The organism is Rathayibacter sp. AY1F4 (assembly GCF_002931775.1).
GTDB lineage: Bacteria > Actinomycetota > Actinomycetes > Actinomycetales > Microbacteriaceae > Rathayibacter.
In genome coordinates this window covers 15,524-32,615 of sequence record NZ_PSVE01000002.1, presented here as the reverse complement: position 1 = coordinate 32,615, position 17,092 = coordinate 15,524, and the positions used below count along the sequence as shown (strand labels likewise).

Here is a 17,092-nt window from a genome sequence, read left to right as displayed (position 1 = left end):
CCTCCGCGAGCCGGGTGACCCAGTCGGTCGGCACTCCGGAGCGGGAGTAGCCCACCACCCATTCGCCCAAGCCCGGGCCGGGCGCGACGGAGGGGCGCACCGGGTTGAGGGCGAGGCCGAGCGGGGACGCGGGGTCGCGCAGCAGGTCGACGAGGCGCCCCGACTCCACGATGCGGCCGTGGTCGAGGCGGGCGACGGAGTCGGCCACCTGGCGCACCGTCTCCATCTCGTGGGTGATGAAGAGGATCGAGAGGCCCAGGTCGTCGCGCAGCTCCTTCAGGAGCGTGGTGATCGCGGTGGTCGAGGCGGGGTCGAGGCCCGAGGTGGCCTCGTCCGAGAGCAGCACCGAGGGGCGGAGGGCGAGCGCGCGGGCGATGCCGACGCGCTGGCGCTGACCGCCGGAGAGCTGGTGCGGGTAGTAGCGCGCGCGGTCCGAGAGGCCGACGCGCTCGAGCAGCTCCGCGACGCGGCGCTTCGTCTCGGCGGCGGTGACGCCGAGGTACTCCAACGGCAGGGCCACGTTCTGCTCGGCCGTGCGGCGGCTGAAGAGTCCGTCGGACTGGAAGACGGTGCCGATGCGGCGGCGGGCGACGCGCAGCCGCTCCTCCGAGAGCTGCGAGAGCGCCTCCCCGTTGACGACGACCGTGCCCGAGGTGGGCCGCTCGAGGAGGTTCACGCAGGCGGCGAGCGTGCTCTTGCCCGCACCGCTCGGGCCGACGACGGCGAAGATCTCGCCGGTCGCGACCGAGAAGTCGAGGCGGTCGAGCACGGTCGCCGGACCGTACGACTTGCTGAGCTGCTCGAGCCGGATCATCGCGTTCCTTCGGACGGGTCGGGCGGCCGCGGCCTCTCCGCGTCGTCCCGGACACGATGATGGAGCACCGCGGGCCCGCCCGTCCCGGCCCGCGTCGCCCGGCGTAACCCTTCGTCGCCGGGCGTAACAGTGCGCGGGGCGGAGGGGGTCGCTCACGCCGGTCCCGCCGCTGCCGGCCGCTGCCGGGCGCTCCCGCTCAGCTCGCGGCGGCCGCCGCGCGGGGGCTCTCGGCGGTCGCCTCGCGGTCGAAGCGCTCGCGGCTGAAGACCTGGTCGGCTGTCGTCAGGGCGAGGCCGATCACGCCGGCCAGCTCGCCCAGGTCCGATGTGTGGATGGTCAGGTGCCGCGTGGCGAGCGGGTGGGTGCGCAGGTAGACGCGCTCGCGCAGGCCCGACATCAGCACCTCGCCGCAGTCGCCGAGCTGACCCGAGATCACGATGGTCCGCGGGTTGAGGATGTTGACGAGGTCGGCGACCGCCTCGCCGAGGACGCGGCCGGCCTGGCGCACGGCCTGCGTCGCGCGCATGTCGCCGCGGAGCACGCGGGCCGTGACGTCGGCGACGTGCTTGATCGAGGGGTCGTCGGCCGAGAGGTCGCGGACGAGGGCCCAGCCGCTCGCGTACGCCTCCACGCAACCGGCGTTGCCGCAGCGGCAGGGCAGCGGATCCGCGTCGACCGTGCCCGTGACCGCGCGAGTGTGGCCGATGTCGCCGGCCGCGCCGACGGCTCCGCGGATCGTCGCTCCGTTGAAGACGAGGCCCGAGCCGATGCCGGTGCCGAGCTTCAGGCTGATCAGGTTGTCGGAGCCGTGGTGGCGCGACTCGGCGAGGGCGCGGGCGTTCGCGTCGTTCTCGATGACGACCTGCACGCCCTCGTACGGCTCGGCGAAGTAGCCGGCGATGTCGAAGTCGTCCCAGCCGGTCATGATCGGCGGATTGCGCACGCGCCCGGCGGCGAACTCGACCGGCCCCGGGACTCCGACGCCGATGCCGGCGACCGCGTCGCCCTGCTGCAGCCGCTCGAACGCGGCGAGCACCAGCGAGAGCACGGCGTCCGGTCCCTCCCAGACGTCGACGACGCCGCTCTCGTGCCGGAGGGGGGTGCCGCGCAGGTCGCAGGCGGCGGCGACGAATCCGCTCGCCCCGATGTCGGCGGTGAGGAACACCGTGCCGACCAGGTTCATCGCGAACATGCTCGAGGGGCGCCCGCCGGTCGACTCGCCTCCGGTGGTGGGGGCGATCAGGCCGAGCTCCACGAGGGTCGCGAGGCGCTGGTTGACGGTGGACCGGGAGAGCCCCGTCTGCTCCATCACCGCGTTGCGCGAGACCTCGCCCTGCTCGCGGAACAGCGCGAGGACGTCGGCCACGTGCGAACCGGCCTCGCCGGTGGAGTACCCCGTCATCGCTCCCCCTCTTGTCACGGTCAGCGTACATGCCTGCCGACGGGAAACCTGAAGTTCCCCGACTTTCGTATTGCGGTAACGCGAAAGCCCCGGTAGTTTTCACACACCGGCACGCAGTGGTGCCACTGATCCTCAAGGATGACGATGAACCGCACAGCACGCCGCCTCCTCCCGGTTCTCGCACCGGTCGGCGCCCTCGCACTCCTCCTCACCGGCTGCGCCTCGGGTGGCGACACGGCCGCCGGCGGCTCCGGATCGACCAAGGTCGCCGCGGTCATCAAGGGCCTCGACAACCCCTTCTTCCAGGCGATGGAGAACGGCATCGAGGGCACCGCGAAGGACGACTCCGTGGACGTCTCGGTGCAGGCCGCCGCCGACATCGGCGACACCACCGGCCAGGCCGACAAGCTCACCACCGTCGCCGGCCAGGACTTCGGCTGCCTCATCGTCAACCCGATCAGCGGCACGAACCTGGTGCAGGCCCTCGCCTCCGCCACCGGCAAGACGATCGTCAACATCGACAGCCCGCTCGACCCCGACGCGGTCGAGGCCGCGAACCTCGACGTCACCACCTACATCGGCACCGACAACGAGGCCGCGGGCGGCAAGGCCGGCGACTTCCTCCTGCAGCAGCTGCCCGCCGGCTCCGAGGTCGCCGTCATCGGCGGAGTCTCGGGAGACGTCACCAGCGCCGCCCGTGTCGACGGCTTCACCGCCGCGATCGGCTCCGACCTCACCGTCGTCCAGGAGGCCGCGGCCGACTGGAAGCGCGAGGTCGCGCTGACCAAGGCGACCGACATCCTCGCCGCGAACCCCGACGTGAAGGCGTTCTTCGCCGCGAACGACGACATGGGCCTCGGCATCGTCAAGGCCGTCGAGAACGCGGGCCTCACCGGCTCCGTCCAGGTGGTCAGCGTCGACGGCAACGAGGACGCGCTGCAGTCCGTCAAGGACGGCGGCCTCACCGCCACCGTCGCCCAGTACCCCTACGCGATCGGCCAGCTCGGCGTGCAGGCGTGCGAGGCCGTCGGCGCCGGCGAGGAGATCCCCGCCGAGATCGAGTCGCCCACCGCGCTCGTGACCTCCGAGACCGCGGAGCAGGCCCTCGGCGCCTTCCCCCAGCCGTTCGAGGAGTTCGACAACCCGCTCGCCGCGCTCGTCCCCAGCAAGTAGGACCTCCCGCCCATGGCAACCCAGGAAGCGACCATGACCTCAGTCACCGCCCGACCCCCGGCCAGCGCCTCCCCGCTGCTGGCGAACCTCCGTCAGCTCAGCTTCTGGGCCGAGAACGCCGCACCGATCGGGCTCGTCGCCCTGGTGATCGTGTTCTCGATCGCGACGCCGACGTTCCTCAGCCTCGGCAACATCAAGGCGATGCTCGTCGCCGCCGCGATCCTGGTCATCCTCTCGATCGGCCAGTCCTTCGTCATCACCACCGGCGGCATCGACCTCTCGATCTCGGCGACGATGACCGTCGGAGCGGTCGGCTTCGGCATCGGCTGGAGCGCCGGCTGGGGCTTCTGGCTCTCGGCGCTCGCGGCCCTGCTCTTCGCGGGGCTGATCGGAGTGATCAACGGCTTCCTGATCGCGAAGGGCAAGGTCACCGACTTCATCGCGACACTGGGCACGCTCTCGGTGGCGACCGGTCTCGCGCTGATCGTCTCCGACGGCAAGCCGATCACGGTCGGCAGCCCCGAGCTGCTCCGCCTCACCACCGGCTCGATCGGGATCATCGGCTACCCGATCATCCTGGCCGCGGTCATCGGAGTCCTCGCCTGGGTCGTCATGTTCCGCACCCGCTTCGGCCTGCACGTGCAGGCGGTCGGCGGCAACGAGGAGAGCGCGGTCGCCAACGGCATCAAGGCCGGACGCGTGCGCATCGCGGTGTACATCATCGCCGCCGTCCTCGCCGGAGTCGGCTCGCTCCTCCTCGTCGCCCGCGTCGGCGCCGCGGAGCCGGCCATCAACACGCAGTACCTGCTCAACTCCATCGCGGCCGTCGTGCTCGGCGGAGTGAGCCTCACCGGCGGCAAGGCCAAGATCGTCGGCCCGATCATCGGAGCGTTCCTCCTGACCGCGCTGACCAACGGCCTGACCCTGCTCGGCGTCTCGCAGTTCTACCAGCCCCTCGCCGTCGGCCTGGTGGTCGTGCTCGCCGCCCTCATCACCCGCTACCAGAAGAAGTGAGCCCAGCCATGACCAGCGACATCCTGCTCGAAGCGCGGGACATCAAGAAGTCCTTCGGCGGCGTCCACGCTCTCAAGGGAGCGTCGATGTCGATGCGCCGCGGCGAGATCACCGCCCTGATCGGCGACAACGGCGCGGGCAAGTCCACCCTCGTCCGCTGCCTCTCCGGGGTGCACCCCGCCGACTCCGGCACCATCACCCTCGACGGCGACGTGGTGCACTTCACCACTCCGCTCGGCGCGCGGGACGGCGGCATCGAGACGGTGCACCAGACCCTCGCCCTGGTCGAGGACCTGACCGTGTGGCAGAACTTCTTCCTCGGCCGCGAGCTCACCAAGGGCGTGCCCGGGGTGCGGTTCCTCGACCGCACGCAGATGAAGAAGACGGCCCAGGAGCTTCTCGGCGACCTCGCCGTGAACGTCCCGCCGGTCACCAGCAAGGTCCGCCGCCTCTCGGGCGGCCAGCGCCAGGCGGTCGCGATCGCCCGGGCTGCAGGCTGGGGCAGCAAGATCGTGATCATGGACGAGCCGACCGCGGCGCTCGGCGTCCAGGAGACGGCGCGCGTCGAGAAGATCATCCTCAAGCTGCGCGACGCCGGAGTGGCCGTGCTGCTGATCAGCCACAACTTCGACCAGGTGATGCGCCTGAGCGACCAGGTGTGGGTGATGCGCGCGGGCCTCGCCGTCGCCGGCCGCCGCACCGCCGAGACCAGCGGCGACGAGCTCGTCTCGCTGATCACGGGCGCGAAGGCCGCCTGATGCACCCCGAGTTCCTGCACCGCGGGAGCACGGAGCGCTCGTCGCCGATCGGGGTCCACGCGGGCCTGCTCGTCGGAGACTGGACGCCGGAGTCGGGGCGCCGCGCGATCGGCGCCGCCGCCTCGATCGGCTTCGACCTGATCGAGATCCCGGCTCCCGCCGACCCCGACGCCTCCGCGTGGACCGCCGACCTGCTCGACGAGCACGGGATCGACGCGGTCGTCTCGCTCGCGCTGGACGCCGACTCCGACATCACCGACCAGGCCACGGCCGGCCGCGGTGAGGAGCGGCTGCTGGCGGCCGTGCGGTTCGCGGAGGCGATCGGCGCGCGGTACGTCGGTGGAGTCACCTACTCGGCCATGCGCAAGTACGAGCACGCGGCCGACATGGCTGCCCGCTCGCGCTCGCTCGACGTGCTGCGGATGGTCGCCGCGGCCGCCGCTCCCGCCGGCGTCGTCGTCGGAGCGGAGTACGTGAACCGCTACGAGAGCAACCTGCTGAACACGGCCGCCCAGACCGCCGCGTTCCTCCGCGAGCTCGACGCGCCGAACGTGCTCCTGCACCTCGACACGTTCCACGCCCACCTCGAGGAGGTCGACCTCGCGAGCGCCGTCCGCGACGCCGGCGACCTGCTCGGCTACCTCCACGCCTCCGAGAACCACCGCGGAGAGCTGGGCACCGGGAGCACCGACTGGACCGGGCTCGCGGCGGCGCTCGCCGACTCCGGCTACCGCGGTCCGCTCACCCTCGAGAGCTTCTCGCCCGCCGTCCAGCCCCCGGCCTCGGCCGAGGGCATGGGCCTCTGGCGCGAGCTCTGGCACGACCCCGTCGCCCTCGCGACCTCCGGCCACGCGTTCCTCGCGGACCTGCTCGACACCGACCCCGCGGCCCGACGCCGCCCCTGAACCTCTCGAACCAAGGAGCACCACCATGACCACGAACCCTCTCGGAGTGCACGCCCTCGTCTTCGCCGGCGGCACCACCCCCGACGAAGTGACCGCGACGATCGAGCAGACCAAGGCGGCCGGATTCGACCTGCTGGAGCTCTCGCTGCACGACGTGCAGAACCTCGACACCGCCTCCGCCCGCGCCGCCCTCGAGGCGAACGACCTCGGCATCGTCTGCTCGCGCGGCCTCGCCTTCTCGGCCGACGTCTCCAGCGACGACCCGGAGGTTGTGGCGCGCGGCGCGAAGCTGCTCGCCGACTCCCTCGAGACCACCCACGCGCTCGGCGGCACCCACTTCACCGGCGCCCTCTACAGCGCGCTCGGCAAGTACAGCGCGCCCCTCTCGGCCGCGGGCCGCGCGAACGTCGTCTCGGTGCTGACCGACCTCGCCGCCGAGGCCTCGACGAAGGGCATGACCCTCGGCCTCGAGATCTGCAACCGCTACGAGACCAACGTCATCAACACCGCCGCGGACGCCCTGCGCCTCGCCGACGACATCGGCGCCGACAATGTCCTGATCCACCTGGACACGTACCACATGAACATCGAGGAGGACGACTTCTTCCGCCCGGTGCTGCTGGTCGGGGATCGTCTCGGGTATGTCCACATCGGAGAGAACCACCGCGGCTACCTCGGCAGCGGCCACCTCGACTTCACGACGTTCTTCCACGCCCTCGCCGCGATCGACTACCGCGGACCCATCACCTTCGAGTCGTTCTCGTCGGCCGTCGTCTCGCCGACCCTCTCGAACGACCTGGCCGTGTGGCGGAACCTCTGGAACGACGGCCCCGCGCTCGCCCGCCACGCCCACGGCTTCCTGGTGAACGCGCTGGAGAGCAGCCGTGGCGAGGCCTGAGACCGAGGTCGCGCCCGACGCGATGCGGCCCGGCCTCGACGAGCTGGCCGGGCGCGCGCTCGCGCTGACCTCGCCGGGCCGCCGCGCGATCGTCGCGATCGCCGGCAGCCCCGGGGCCGGCAAGACCACGCTCGCCCGGGCCGTGGTCGCCCGCGCGAACGAGCTCGCGGGGGAGGGGACCGCCGCCTTCGTGCCGATGGACGGCTTCCACCTCGCCAACGCCACGCTCGACGAGCTCGGCCGCCACGATCGCAAGGGCGCCCTCGACACGTTCGACGGCTGGGGCTTCCTCGCCCTGGTGCGGAGGCTCCGCGCCGAGACCGACCACGTCGTCTACGCGCCCACCTTCGAGCGGACCGTCGACGAGGGAGTGGCCGGCGCGCTGGCCGTGCACCCCTCGGCGTCACTCGTGGTGCTGGAGGGCAACTACCTCCTCGTCGACGAGGGCCCGTGGGCGCTGCTGCGCGCCGAGTTCGACGAGGCCTGGTTCTGCGCGACTCCCGAGACCGAGCGCTTCGAGCGCCTGGTCGACCGCCACGTCTCCTTCGGCCGTGCCCCCGAGGCGGCCTCCGCCTGGGCCTCCGAGGTCGACGGGCGGAACGCGCTGCTGATCGAGGCCACCCGCGACCGCGCCGACCTGATCGTGTCGGGGACGGCGGCGGGGGTGGTCTGACGCCCGATGTGGCGGAGGAGCGGTCCGCTTCGGGGCGCGACCTCGGCTCTCGGGCGGGTCCGGCCGGTCGATCGGTCGGACGACGGAGGACCCGTCGCCCGGCGGATGCGGACTTGACGGGTCGGGAGTCAGGCTCGAGGGATGGCCGACTCGACACGGAACTCCTCGGAACAGCCCGCTCCCACCACCCCGCCGGCAGCTGCGCCCCCCGGAGCCGCGCAGCCGCCCCTCCCCGTCGCTCTCCTCCTCCTGCTGCGGCGGAGCGACGGGCGGCCCGCGGCTTCGTCGGGTGCCCTCGACACCGTCCTGGCCGCCTCCGTCCTCGCCGAGCTCTCCCTCCAGCGGCGCGTCGAGGTGGACGCCGGAGCCGTCGCCCTCGGGCCGGAGCGGTCCGCCCTGGGGGACGCCGTGCTCGACGGGGCACTCGGGTGGATCGCAGCGGAGCGAGCACCGCGCAGCGTCTCCTGGTGGATCGCCCGCCTCACTCGGAGGGAGCTGCGGGCCGCCCTCCTCGAGCGGGTCGCCGCCGTGGAGCCGGCGGAGGACGAGCGGCTGCGGATCCGGGTCGCCGAGGTCCTTGCGGCTCGGACGGCGCCCCTTCCGTCGGACGCGGCGCTCATCGGCCTGCTCGACGCGGCCGGAGCGCTCTCGCCGAGGCCCGGCATCCCGGACCGGCAGGCGATCCGGTCGCTCGCGGCGCAGCACTGGGCAGGGCCGGCGGCCGCCGCCGTCCTCGCGGGAACCGCCGCGAGCGTCACGGGAGCCGCGGTGATCGCGGCGGCGACGACGGTCACGATCACCGGCATGTGATCCGACGCGTGCGGCTCGCTGAAGCCGCGCGCCCCTACTCCGCCGGGTAGTCGGGCGCGACGAAGACGCAGAACGGGTGGCCGGCCGGATCGGCGAGGACGTGGAGCGCCTCCTCCGGGTCCTCGCTCCTGTCCTCGATCAGCTCGGCGCCGAGAGCGAGCGCCCGGGTCTTCTGCCGGTCGAGCTCGTCGGCGTCCGCGACCATGAAGTCGAGGTGCAGCTGCTGCGGGACGGGCCCCTCCGGCCAGGTCGCGCGCGGCAGGGCGGCCACCCGCTGGAACGTGAGCTTCGCGCCGTCGGCGGTGACGATCGCGACCCACTCCGCCTCGTCGTCGGAGCCGTCCGCGGGCGGCTCGTCGCCGGGGCGGTACTCGCCGCCGAGCAGGGCGAGGTAGAAGGCGGAGAGGGCGCGGGCGTCCTCCGTGTCGAGGACGACCTGGCGCAGGCGCATGCGGGCAGGGTACCGCCGGACGGCACCGGAGGGGGATCACGTGCTGTGAGGGACGGTTGCGGCGGGCCGGGCGTCGTGGGTCGCGGCCCGACGTCGGCTGAGAAGGGGGGTCCCTGCCCCGACACGGCGGGCCGCGTCTCAGCGGAGGTCGTGCAGCTCTCTCGCTCCCGACCGCACCGCCCTGCCACTCCGCGCCCGCTTCCTCAACCCCTCCCGGCTCCCGGCCTCGCGCCAGGGCCCGGCGCGTACTGTGGCCGCTGACTCATGACGGCTACGAGGGAGACACCATGACGGAGCAGATCGGAATCCCCGAGGCCGCGGCACTGGGGAGCGAGCGGCGGAGCATCGCGATCCTCGGAGCGGGCGGCGACCTCACCGAGCGGCTGCTGCTGCCGGGCCTGGGCCGGGTGGCCGAGCTCGCGCGCGACCTCGAGCTCACGCTGATCGGCGCGGCGCGCACGCCCCAGACCGACGAGGAGTGGCAGAGCCTCGTCCGCCGCAGCCTCGAGGCGGCCGGAGTCGCCGCGCACACGGTCGAGGCCCTCGCGTCGCGCGCGCGCTTCGTCGCCACCGACGCCTCCGACCCGGAGCAGCTGAAGGCCCTCCTCGACGCCTGCCCGTCGACCCCGGTGCTCTACGTCGCCCTGCCGCCGGCGATGGGGCACAAGGTCGCCGCCTCGCTCGCCGAGCTCGACCTCCCCGAGGAGCTGGTCGTCGCCATCGAGAAGCCGTTCGGCGAGGACCTCGACGACGCGATCGCCCTCAACGCGGCGTTCGCGAAGGTCCTCCCCGAGAGCCGCCTCTGGCGCATCGACCACTTCCTCGGCAACGCGACCGTGCTGGGGATGCTGGGCCTGCGCTTCGGCAACAGCATGCTCGAGGCGAGCTGGAGCGCCGAGTGGATCGAGAAGGTCGAGATCGTCTACGACGAGACGCTCGGCATCGAGGGCCGCGCGGCCTTCTACGAGAAGACCGGCGCGCTGCGCGACATGCTGCAGAGCCACCTCCTGATGGTGCTCGCGCTGACCACGATGGAGCGCCCCGACGAGGTCGCGCCCGACGAGGTCCACGCGCGCATGGCCGAGGTGCTCGGCGCCGTGCGGCTCTGGCGCGACGACCCCTCCTCCGCCCGCCGCGCCCGCTACACCGAGGGCCGCGTCGACGGCCGCTTCTTCCCCTCCTACGTCGACGAGCCCGACGTCGACCCCGAGACCGGCACCGAGACCCTCGCGCAGCTGCTGCTCCAGGTCGACACTCCGCGCTGGGCGGGCGTCCCCTTCGTCCTCCGCTCCGGCAAGGCGATCGGCGACCCTCGCCGCGAGGTGGCGATCCACTTCCGCGCCGCCACGCCCCCGCGCGGCCTGCAGGCGGCTGAGGGCGACGCCGGGACGGTCCTCCGGATCGGCCTCAAGGGCGGCGACGTCAGCCTCGACCTGGTCGTGAACAGCGCCGACGAGCTGACCGACCTCGAGCGCACCACCCTGACGGCGCAGCCCGGCGCGGCCACACTCGACCCCTACGCGCAGGTCCTCGCCGGGATCCTGCAGGGCGACACCCTGCTCTCGGTCCCCGGTGACGTGGCCGAGCAGTGCTGGCGCATCATCACTCCGGTGCTCTCCGCCTGGGCCGCGGGCGACGCTCCGCTGGACGAGTACGAGGCGGGGAGCTCGGGGCCCGAGGGCTGGTGAGCGCGCGGTGAGGCGCAAGGGCTGAGGCGTCGGCGCGCGGCGTGATGCGGGGTCGGGTCCGCCGACGCCGGTCGCGTCGCCTCCCGCCCGGCTCCGCTGCTAGCCGTCCCGCTGGTCGACCCGTCCCGCCGGTCGACCCTCCTGCCGGTCGACCTTGCCGCCCATTGACCCTCCCGCTCGTTGACCCTCCCGCCGGGGGAGACGGGATGCTGGAGGCATGGTGGGCATCGGGGAGTACGCAGGCCTCACGGGTCTGAGCGTGAAGGCGCTCCGGCACTACGACGAGAAGGGCGTGCTGGTCCCGGCGGAGGTCGACGAGCGGTCGTCGTACCGCCGGTACGCCGACGCGCAGGTCCGGGCCGGAGTCGTGATCAGCGCCCTCCGGAGCGCGGGGGTGCCGCTGCCCGAGGTCGCGGCGGCGACTCGAGCCGGCACCGCGGCGGAGGCGCTGCAGGCGCACAGGGAGCGCGTGCTCGCGGAGCGGGAGCAGGAGGACCGGGCGTTCGAGGCCGCCGAGGTGGCGCTGCGGGCGCTCGCCGTGCCGGTCGAGGTCGCCGAACGGACGATGCCGGCGCAGCCCTACGTCGGCCAGGTCCTCACGATCGCCCTGGACGAGGCCGACGGGCCGGGCGACGACGAGGCGAACGAGATCTTCGGCGCGCTCGCCACTCGAGTGCACGCGGCAGGGCTCGGGCCGACGGGACGTTTCTGGACGGCGCTCCGGGCGGGCGAGCGGAGTTCGGCGGAGCTCGTCTGCTGCTGGCCGACGTCGGCGGAGGCGGAGGGCGACCTCGCCGATCTCGCCGCGATCCTCCCGGCGCGCACCGAGCTGGTCGCCACCTGGCGCCCCCGCGACGGGGAGGAACTGCCCGAGGGGACCCTGCATCCGGCGATCGTCGCGCTCTTCGACGCCGCCGGAGACCGCGGTCTGCGGCTCGACGGGGTCGAGGTGCGGCAGACGGTGCTGGGGGAGGGGCCGGAGGACGTGGCGGTCGAGGTGTCGCTGACCGTCGCGGGGTGAGCGGAGGGCGGGGCGTGCCTCAGGTGGGCCGGGTGCCAGCGCTCGAGGACCGGCTCGGCAGGACCGGCTCCTCAGGACCGAGCGGAGGCGGGTGTGGCGCCGTCCGGCCGATCCCGCGCCACTTCGTGCCGCGGTCCGGGCCGTCTCCGTAGGCTCCGACGCATGACGAGCGGAGTCGAGGCCGGAGTCCATCGCGGTGACGAGCGGACCGTCCTCGACCGCCCGTGGTTCGCGGTCGCGGCCTCCCTGGTCTTCGCCTTCGGCTGGCCGGTGATCCCCGGCGTCGGCTGGCTGATCGGCGCCGTCGCCGTTCTCTGCAGTTCGGCGTGGACGCGGTCGGAGAAGGGATCGGCGCTGGCGATCCCGCTGGTCGCGGCCGCTCTGGTCGGCAGCGGGGTCGGGCTCTTCTACGGTCTGCACGGTGCGCCGAGCTCCAGCCTGACGACGTGGACGGCGGTGGGTGCCGGGATGCTGGCGGGAGGCGCGGCGACTGCGCTTCTGGGGGTCCGACTGTGCGCTCGGGCACTTCGCCGGCCGGAGGAGTCCGCTGGGGGCTCGCTCTCGGCAGCTGCCCCGGCCTCGGGCGCGCACGACGTCGGCTGAGAGGAGGGGCGCGGGCTCCTGAGGGAGGCCGCCCTGTCTCAGCGGAGGTTGTGCGGCCGCTCGCCGGCCCCGCTCGCGTCGTAGCGGAGCCGCACCAGCTCAGAGCCCGGCAGAACCGTCGCGTCGAGGAGGCGCAGCCCGTGCTGCGGAGCCCCGGAGTAGAGCGGCGTCCCGCCGCCCGCGAGTCCGGCGCCGACGAGGACGATCAGCTCGTCCACCAGGCCCTGCTCGAGGAGCGGATTCCAGGTCGTGCCGCTGCCGAACATCAGCAGGTCACCCCGGTCGCCCTGCTTGAGCAGCTCGATCTCGGCCGGACCCTGCTTCCGCGGCACGATCCCGGTGAGGGCGGCCCACGGCGCCTCCGGATCGGGAGCCAGGGAGTCGCTGATCACCAGCGCGTCGAGCGACGTGACCAGCCGCGCGGTCTCGTGTTCCCGCTCGCCCGCCGTCCCGTCCGCGGCGACGGCGCTCCAGCTGTCCCAGTTGTCGCGGAACCAGCGGCCGCCGTAGACGAGCGTGCCCGCGCGGCGCAGCAGCTCGAGGTTGTGGTCGTTGAACGCGTCCTCGAACGGCAGCGCCGAGAGGTCGTGCCCGGGCCCCTCGAAGCGGCCGTCGAGCGAGGTGAGGACGGAGACGACGAGCCTGCTCATGCGGGGGATGCTACTCAGGCGGGGGCGCCGGGTGAAGGGTTGCGCACCCCTCCTCACATCGCCGCCCCCAGCGCGTCCCGCAGCGTCGCCCGCGCCCGCGCGTGCCGGCTCCGCACGGTCGCGGCGCGGAGGGACAGGATCTCGGCCGCCTCGGCGAGGGAGAAGCCGTCCCAGTAGACGAGCGTGATGATCTCCTGGTCGACGGGCTTCAGCTGCGCGATCGCGGCGCGGACGTCCTCCGCGGCGTTGTCGGCGGGTGCGGGTGGGGTGATGCGGAGCTCCTCCGCCAGCCGCTCGACGAGCGCGCTCCTCCGGGTGGCGGTGCGGCGCTGGCCCGAGAGCACCCGCCGGGCGACGCCGAACGCCCACATCCGCGCGCGCGTCTCGTCCTCGGGGATCGACCGCTCCTTCCGCCAGAGGATCAGGAGGGTGTCGCTGAGGAGGTCCGCGGCGTCCTCGGGGCTCGCCGTCCGCCGTGCGAAGTAGCGGAGCAGGTCCGCTGCCTCCCGCTCGACCAGGGCCGTGATCTCGGCCTCCCGGTCGCGCGCGGGGGAGCGGACGACGCTGCGCGCCATCGACGGCGCCGCCTCGCCGGCGCTCATCACAGCTCTCCCGTGCAGTCGGTGCTGCCGCCCAGGCCGCCGTCGCCCTCGACGATCACGCCCTCGGGGATCGTGTCGAGGATGTGGTCGTCCGCCGCGGTGATCCAGGCGCGCCAGCGGATCGTCTCGTCAGAGAGGCCGGGGCCGTCGCTGTTCATGTCCGAGGCCAGCCAGGCGGGGTCGGTCGTGTAGGCGACCGCGTCGTCGTGGATCCGCTGGCCGACGCCGCTCCAGTCCTGCGCGCGCAGGTAGTCGGTCGCGGAGGTGGTGACCTCGCGGTAGTCGATCTCGCCGTTGAAGTAGTCGATCGAGCACGACACCGCTGAGCCGGAGTCGGTGGTGTAGGTGATCGGGATCGTGAAGTCGGGGACCGAGCGGACGTCGGTGCCGGCGCTGGTCGCCAGCACGAGACCCGGGACGAGGAGGACGGGAGCCGCCAGCCACCACGCCTTCGACCGCGCGGGACGGCGGGGAGCGCGCTCGCGGGTCTCGGCGACCACGGCGTGCAGCGCGGTGCGGACGCCGGGCGCCCGGTCGTCGGTCGCGGGGTCGCTGCGGGAGAGCAGGTCGTCGAGTGTGCGTCGCGTCATCGGGTCCATCCTTCGTCGGTCGGGCGTGTACCGAGTACGTGGCCGGCTCGGGGCTGAGCGTTGCACGGCGGGCGAGATCCTGCGGTGGTCCTGCCGCGAGCGGATCGGCCGTTCTGGGGTCTCGATCGACCGGTGTTCCCCTGAGAGAGTGACGCTGCTCGCACACGGGGTGCGAACGGTCGCCGCTCCGCTCGTGGAGTCGATGCTCCGGCACAGGCGCCAGCACCAGACGAGGCTGCGAGGCCCCCGACGACGAGGACCGACATGACGCTGCCCTTCGCTTCCTGGAAGCACCCCCGAGCCGCTGACGGGGCAGCGGGTGCAACGGGTGCCACCGGAGCCGTCGGTGCGACCGGCGCGACGGGAGCAGTCGGTGCGACCGGCGCGGCCGGCGCGGCCGGTGCCGACGGCACCGCGGCCTGGTCGGCGGTCGCACCCTGGAACGAGCGGTCGTCCTACCGAGCCGGCCCGCCGTCGAGCGTCGTCGCGTTCGGAGGCGGCGCCTACGTCGCCGTGACCGACAACCGCGCGGTCTCCCCGGCCGCCGGCACCGGGGTCTGGGTGCAGATCGCGGCACCCGGAGCCCGAGGTCCGGAGGGAATCGTCGGACCCCAGGGTCTGCAGGGGCTCCAGGGCCTCCAGGGCGCGCGCGGCGCTGACGGCACGGTCGGCGCTGCCGGTCCGACGGGCGCTCAGGGAGTGAAGGGCGACACGGGCGCCGCCGGTCCGCAAGGGGTCAAGGGCGACACCGGTGCCGCCGGTCCGTCGGGCGCCCAGGGCGTGAAGGGCGACACCGGCGCGACCGGACCCCAGGGCCCCGCAGGTCCCGCCGGCGCCGAGCCGGAGGACACCTCCCTCGGCTTCCCCGACGGCTGCGCTCCCGCCGGCTCCCCGCTCATCACCTTCGCCTTCGACGCCAGGACCATCGCCGTCGACGGGAAGGGCTTCTGCTCCCTGACGGAGTACCTGGGCGGGCGGGCCGACACGACGACCGTCGTCGACATCGACACCGCGAAGATCGCGACCGAGTTCGAGAAGGCGGTGAACGCCCGATCGGTGATCCCGCACGTGACCGTGCAGCTCGGCGCCGTCGGCACGTGCGACGCCTCCACGGCGCCGTGCAGGCGGCCCGGCGGGATGACGTACGCCTTCGACTCCGTGACGGTCGACGCGATCAGCATCAGCACGACGGGAGACGGATCCGCCACGTTCCCCCTCATCTGGGAGAAGATGACCGTCTCGAAGGAGGGCTCCCGCCTCGATCCCGTCGTCGACGCGGCCGGGAACGGGAACTCGACGTCCCGCGGCGACCTGGGGGTGTCGTGCCGTCCGTCCGAGGGGATCGTCCGGACCCTGACGGTGTCCTCGCTCGGCTCGACGAAGCCGATCCTGTCCACCGCCGTCCTCGGAGGAGCCGAGTGCTTCGACTTCACTCCGGCGGGCACCACGATCCTCCAGCCCCTGCGGACGACGATCGCCGACCCCCGGGGCGATCTCCTGAGCGTCCCGGAGGGCTCCACCCGACGCGTCGTCCTGACGACCACCGACTCCTCGACCGGGACGACGAGCACCGTCGACCTGACGGCCCAGCGTTCCGGCACGATCAGCGGCGGAGGCGTGAACGGCGACCAGCTCACCGTGACCTGGGTGCCGCTGAAGGTCACCCAGACGATCACCCCGGCGGGCGGGAGCCCGTCGACCTTCTCGGCGGACTACACGAAGCAGTAGAGCGGTGCTCGGGGCTCCTCAGGCGGGGCGCCACTCCTCGAGGAACTCGGCGACCGTCTTCGTCTCGAGGTCGAGCTCGACCTGGCCGAGGAGGTAGTGGGGGTCGGTGAGGTCGGCCTTCACGCGGATGATCTCGGCGCCCGTGTCGAGGCGGATGACGACGAGGTCATAGGGCGCGAGGATCCCGCTACCGAGCGCCATGTCGATGGTGAGGCGGAGCCGCCCGAAGCGCCTCAGCTGCAGCTCCGCGCGGAGGTGCTCGGCGGCGACCTCGGGGGTGTCGGGAGTGGGGTCGGGCATGGAGGAGACGGTACCGAAGCGGTGGTGGCAGGACCCTGGTCGCGCCCGGGACGGCGTTGTCGCGACGTGAGCCGCTGGTCAGTCCCGCAGGCCGACCGTCACCGCCCGACTCTCCGGGGCCTCGATCAGGTTCTTCGCCGCCGCAGCGGAGAGGTACGACGTCGCGTCGTGCCGGCGCAGGGTGACGACCGACGCGACGGCTCGCACCGCAAGGACGATCGGAGCGAAGCTCGGCCCTGAGGTCAACCAGTCTCCGACCGCGACGCCGACCTCGGTCATCGGGATCAGCAGAGTCATCGGATCGAGTAGACCGCCGCCCTCGTCTCTAAGAGGTCCGGACGCTCGATGCAGCTCGAAACCCCGTGCGTTGTAGGTGATCAGCGCTTCCTCGAGCTCCCTGCTGTCGTCCGCCTAGGCGACAGCGAGCCGCACGTCTCAGAGGCCGTCGATGAACGGGCGAGCAACATCTCCTTGCTCTGCCGGAAGGTCACGATTTCGTCGAAGGTCGCATTCGGATGCGGTTCCGGGATGTCATGGAGGCTGAGGGCGAGGGCGCGCTGGTCGGAGGCGTCGTCGATCGCGAACAGCGCCTGCTTCGCCGTCGCGGTCGTGGCCACTCCGTATTGCCCGCCCTTCGTCTGGCTGAGTCGCCAACCGCAGATCGCGAGGACCAGGTTCTCTCTGGTCGCTCGGAACTGGGAGCCGTCGCGAGAAGACGGCCTGAGGTAGTCGTTCGCGAGGAGCCAGTGCTCTAGTTCGTCGGGGAGCTTGCAGCGAAAAGCCGGTCGGACTGCTTCCAGTCGTCCGCCGTAAGCGGACCGCCCTGAAGCGTCGATGCATTCGCGGACGGCACGCTCTCGCGTGACCTCGTCGAGGTCGTCGCGATGGGCAGGGAGCCACCAGCCGCGCTCCTTCATCTCTGCAATGGCATCGGCGGGTCGGAATCCGCGTGGAGCGATCGTCGAGAATCGCTCGCTCAGCAGCAGGACCTTCTTCACCTCGGCCTCGGGCG

Annotated in this window: 20 protein-coding genes; 11 read left to right on the top strand and 9 right to left on the bottom strand. The window is 72.8% G+C overall.

Annotated elements, in window-relative coordinates:
- The coding region (locus tag C5C59_RS01115) for a methionine ABC transporter ATP-binding protein (RefSeq protein ID WP_104251206.1) at nucleotides 1-814 on the bottom strand (814 nt) is incomplete at its 3' end.
- A 196-nt stretch (nucleotides 815-1,010) separates the two neighbouring features.
- Entirely contained in the window at nucleotides 1,011-2,216 is a 1,206-nt protein-coding gene (locus C5C59_RS01110) for an ROK family transcriptional regulator (protein WP_104237740.1), read from the bottom strand.
- A gap of 144 nt (nucleotides 2,217-2,360) precedes the next feature.
- On the opposite strand from C5C59_RS01110, the gene C5C59_RS01105 reads away from it, so the two are divergent.
- From C5C59_RS01105 to C5C59_RS01075, 7 genes are all read left to right on the top strand, one after another.
- Nucleotides 2,361-3,389, top strand: coding sequence for a substrate-binding domain-containing protein (locus C5C59_RS01105; RefSeq protein ID WP_104237739.1), 1,029 nt, complete (start codon nucleotides 2,361-2,363; stop codon nucleotides 3,387-3,389).
- 33 nt (nucleotides 3,390-3,422) lie between these two features.
- On the top strand, nucleotides 3,423-4,403 hold the full coding sequence (locus tag C5C59_RS01100) for an ABC transporter permease (RefSeq protein ID WP_104237738.1): 981 nt from the start codon (nucleotides 3,423-3,425) through the stop codon (nucleotides 4,401-4,403).
- Nucleotides 4,404-4,411: 8 nt separating this feature from the next.
- Nucleotides 4,412-5,161 (top strand): ATP-binding cassette domain-containing protein, encoded by a 750-nt coding sequence (locus C5C59_RS01095; RefSeq protein WP_104222715.1) that lies wholly within the window; start codon nucleotides 4,412-4,414, stop codon nucleotides 5,159-5,161.
- Entirely contained in the window at nucleotides 5,161-6,066 is a 906-nt protein-coding gene (locus C5C59_RS01090; protein WP_104239609.1) for a sugar phosphate isomerase/epimerase, read from the top strand. Before C5C59_RS01095 ends, C5C59_RS01090 begins: the two co-directional genes overlap by 1 nt.
- A gap of 25 nt (nucleotides 6,067-6,091) precedes the next feature.
- Nucleotides 6,092-6,964, top strand: coding sequence for a sugar phosphate isomerase/epimerase (locus tag C5C59_RS01085; RefSeq protein WP_104225811.1), 873 nt, complete (start codon nucleotides 6,092-6,094; stop codon nucleotides 6,962-6,964).
- A 22-nt stretch (nucleotides 6,965-6,986) separates the two neighbouring features.
- Nucleotides 6,987-7,637, top strand: a complete 651-nt coding sequence (locus C5C59_RS01080) for a nucleoside/nucleotide kinase family protein (protein ID WP_104222733.1) — start codon at nucleotides 6,987-6,989, stop codon at nucleotides 7,635-7,637.
- 141 nt (nucleotides 7,638-7,778) lie between these two features.
- On the top strand, nucleotides 7,779-8,447 hold the full coding sequence (locus tag C5C59_RS01075) for a GPP34 family phosphoprotein (RefSeq protein ID WP_104239610.1): 669 nt from the start codon (nucleotides 7,779-7,781) through the stop codon (nucleotides 8,445-8,447).
- Between the two features lie 34 nt (nucleotides 8,448-8,481).
- On the opposite strand, the gene C5C59_RS01070 is transcribed toward C5C59_RS01075, so the two are convergent.
- The gene (locus tag C5C59_RS01070) at nucleotides 8,482-8,898 is read right to left on the bottom strand and encodes a VOC family protein (protein ID WP_104239613.1); all 417 of its coding nucleotides are present in this window, start codon (nucleotides 8,896-8,898) and stop codon (nucleotides 8,482-8,484) included.
- Nucleotides 8,899-9,185: 287 nt separating this feature from the next.
- Here C5C59_RS01070 and C5C59_RS01065 point away from each other — a divergent pair, with 287 nt between their 5' ends.
- The 3 genes from C5C59_RS01065 (at nucleotide 9,186) to C5C59_RS01055 (ending at nucleotide 12,210) form a co-directional block, all read left to right on the top strand.
- On the top strand, nucleotides 9,186-10,586 hold the full coding sequence (locus C5C59_RS01065) for a glucose-6-phosphate dehydrogenase (protein WP_104251205.1): 1,401 nt from the start codon (nucleotides 9,186-9,188) through the stop codon (nucleotides 10,584-10,586).
- A gap of 217 nt (nucleotides 10,587-10,803) precedes the next feature.
- Nucleotides 10,804-11,607, top strand: a complete 804-nt coding sequence (locus C5C59_RS01060; protein ID WP_104238949.1) for a MerR family transcriptional regulator — start codon at nucleotides 10,804-10,806, stop codon at nucleotides 11,605-11,607.
- Between the two features lie 162 nt (nucleotides 11,608-11,769).
- Nucleotides 11,770-12,210 carry a hypothetical protein gene (locus C5C59_RS01055; RefSeq protein ID WP_104238948.1) on the top strand — a complete coding sequence of 147 codons (441 nt, stop codon included), beginning with the start codon at nucleotides 11,770-11,772 and terminating at the stop codon, nucleotides 12,208-12,210.
- 38 nt (nucleotides 12,211-12,248) lie between these two features.
- Here C5C59_RS01055 and C5C59_RS01050 read toward each other — a convergent pair whose 3' ends face one another.
- Genes C5C59_RS01050 through C5C59_RS01040 form a run of 3 tightly spaced genes read right to left on the bottom strand, consistent with a single transcriptional unit; the run spans nucleotide 12,249 to nucleotide 14,052 of the window.
- Entirely contained in the window at nucleotides 12,249-12,860 is a 612-nt protein-coding gene (locus C5C59_RS01050; RefSeq protein ID WP_104238947.1) for a dihydrofolate reductase family protein, read from the bottom strand.
- A gap of 53 nt (nucleotides 12,861-12,913) precedes the next feature.
- The gene (locus tag C5C59_RS01045) at nucleotides 12,914-13,462 is read right to left on the bottom strand and encodes an RNA polymerase sigma factor (RefSeq protein ID WP_219812477.1); all 549 of its coding nucleotides are present in this window, start codon (nucleotides 13,460-13,462) and stop codon (nucleotides 12,914-12,916) included.
- On the bottom strand, nucleotides 13,462-14,052 hold the full coding sequence (locus C5C59_RS01040) for a hypothetical protein (protein ID WP_104238946.1): 591 nt from the start codon (nucleotides 14,050-14,052) through the stop codon (nucleotides 13,462-13,464). Before C5C59_RS01040 ends, C5C59_RS01045 begins: the two co-directional genes overlap by 1 nt.
- 264 nt (nucleotides 14,053-14,316) lie before the next feature.
- On the opposite strand from C5C59_RS01040, the gene C5C59_RS01030 reads away from it, so the two are divergent.
- Nucleotides 14,317-15,780, top strand: coding sequence for a collagen-like protein (locus C5C59_RS01030; protein WP_146082854.1), 1,464 nt, complete (start codon nucleotides 14,317-14,319; stop codon nucleotides 15,778-15,780).
- Between the two features lie 18 nt (nucleotides 15,781-15,798).
- Here C5C59_RS01030 and C5C59_RS01025 read toward each other — a convergent pair whose 3' ends face one another.
- From C5C59_RS01025 to C5C59_RS01015, 3 genes are all read right to left on the bottom strand, one after another.
- The gene (locus C5C59_RS01025; protein ID WP_104238943.1) at nucleotides 15,799-16,080 is read right to left on the bottom strand and encodes a hypothetical protein; all 282 of its coding nucleotides are present in this window, start codon (nucleotides 16,078-16,080) and stop codon (nucleotides 15,799-15,801) included.
- A 78-nt stretch (nucleotides 16,081-16,158) separates the two neighbouring features.
- The gene (locus C5C59_RS01020) at nucleotides 16,159-16,377 is read right to left on the bottom strand and encodes a hypothetical protein (protein ID WP_104238942.1); all 219 of its coding nucleotides are present in this window, start codon (nucleotides 16,375-16,377) and stop codon (nucleotides 16,159-16,161) included.
- An 80-nt stretch (nucleotides 16,378-16,457) separates the two neighbouring features.
- Nucleotides 16,458-17,078, bottom strand: a complete 621-nt coding sequence (locus tag C5C59_RS01015) for a hypothetical protein (protein WP_104238941.1) — start codon at nucleotides 17,076-17,078, stop codon at nucleotides 16,458-16,460.
- Nucleotides 17,079-17,092 lie beyond the last annotated feature (14 nt).

Bases quoted from the DNA above. Each gene is read 5' to 3' on its own strand.
- C5C59_RS01075 (WP_104239610.1), top strand. From the start codon at position 7,779: ATGGCCGACTCGACACGGAACTCCTCGGAACAGCCCGCTCCCACCACC.
- C5C59_RS01050 (WP_104238947.1), bottom strand. From the start codon at position 12,860: ATGAGCAGGCTCGTCGTCTCCGTCCTCACCTCGCTCGACGGCCGCTTC.
- C5C59_RS01025 (WP_104238943.1), bottom strand. From the start codon at position 16,080: ATGCCCGACCCCACTCCCGACACCCCCGAGGTCGCCGCCGAGCACCTC.
- C5C59_RS01080 (WP_104222733.1), top strand. From the start codon at position 6,987: ATGCGGCCCGGCCTCGACGAGCTGGCCGGGCGCGCGCTCGCGCTGACC.
- C5C59_RS01090 (WP_104239609.1), top strand. From the start codon at position 5,161: ATGCACCCCGAGTTCCTGCACCGCGGGAGCACGGAGCGCTCGTCGCCG.
- C5C59_RS01110 (WP_104237740.1), bottom strand. From the start codon at position 2,216: ATGACGGGGTACTCCACCGGCGAGGCCGGTTCGCACGTGGCCGACGTC.
- C5C59_RS01095 (WP_104222715.1), top strand. From the start codon at position 4,412: ATGACCAGCGACATCCTGCTCGAAGCGCGGGACATCAAGAAGTCCTTC.
- C5C59_RS01100 (WP_104237738.1), top strand. From the start codon at position 3,423: ATGACCTCAGTCACCGCCCGACCCCCGGCCAGCGCCTCCCCGCTGCTG.
- C5C59_RS01020 (WP_104238942.1), bottom strand. From the start codon at position 16,377: ATGACTCTGCTGATCCCGATGACCGAGGTCGGCGTCGCGGTCGGAGAC.
- C5C59_RS01070 (WP_104239613.1), bottom strand. From the start codon at position 8,898: ATGCGCCTGCGCCAGGTCGTCCTCGACACGGAGGACGCCCGCGCCCTC.
- C5C59_RS01060 (WP_104238949.1), top strand. From the start codon at position 10,804: ATGGTGGGCATCGGGGAGTACGCAGGCCTCACGGGTCTGAGCGTGAAG.
- C5C59_RS01030 (WP_146082854.1), top strand. From the start codon at position 14,317: ATGACGCTGCCCTTCGCTTCCTGGAAGCACCCCCGAGCCGCTGACGGG.
- C5C59_RS01105 (WP_104237739.1), top strand. From the start codon at position 2,361: ATGAACCGCACAGCACGCCGCCTCCTCCCGGTTCTCGCACCGGTCGGC.
- C5C59_RS01065 (WP_104251205.1), top strand. From the start codon at position 9,186: ATGACGGAGCAGATCGGAATCCCCGAGGCCGCGGCACTGGGGAGCGAG.
- C5C59_RS01045 (WP_219812477.1), bottom strand. From the start codon at position 13,462: ATGAGCGCCGGCGAGGCGGCGCCGTCGATGGCGCGCAGCGTCGTCCGC.
- C5C59_RS01055 (WP_104238948.1), top strand. From the start codon at position 11,770: ATGACGAGCGGAGTCGAGGCCGGAGTCCATCGCGGTGACGAGCGGACC.
- C5C59_RS01040 (WP_104238946.1), bottom strand. From the start codon at position 14,052: ATGACGCGACGCACACTCGACGACCTGCTCTCCCGCAGCGACCCCGCG.
- C5C59_RS01085 (WP_104225811.1), top strand. From the start codon at position 6,092: ATGACCACGAACCCTCTCGGAGTGCACGCCCTCGTCTTCGCCGGCGGC.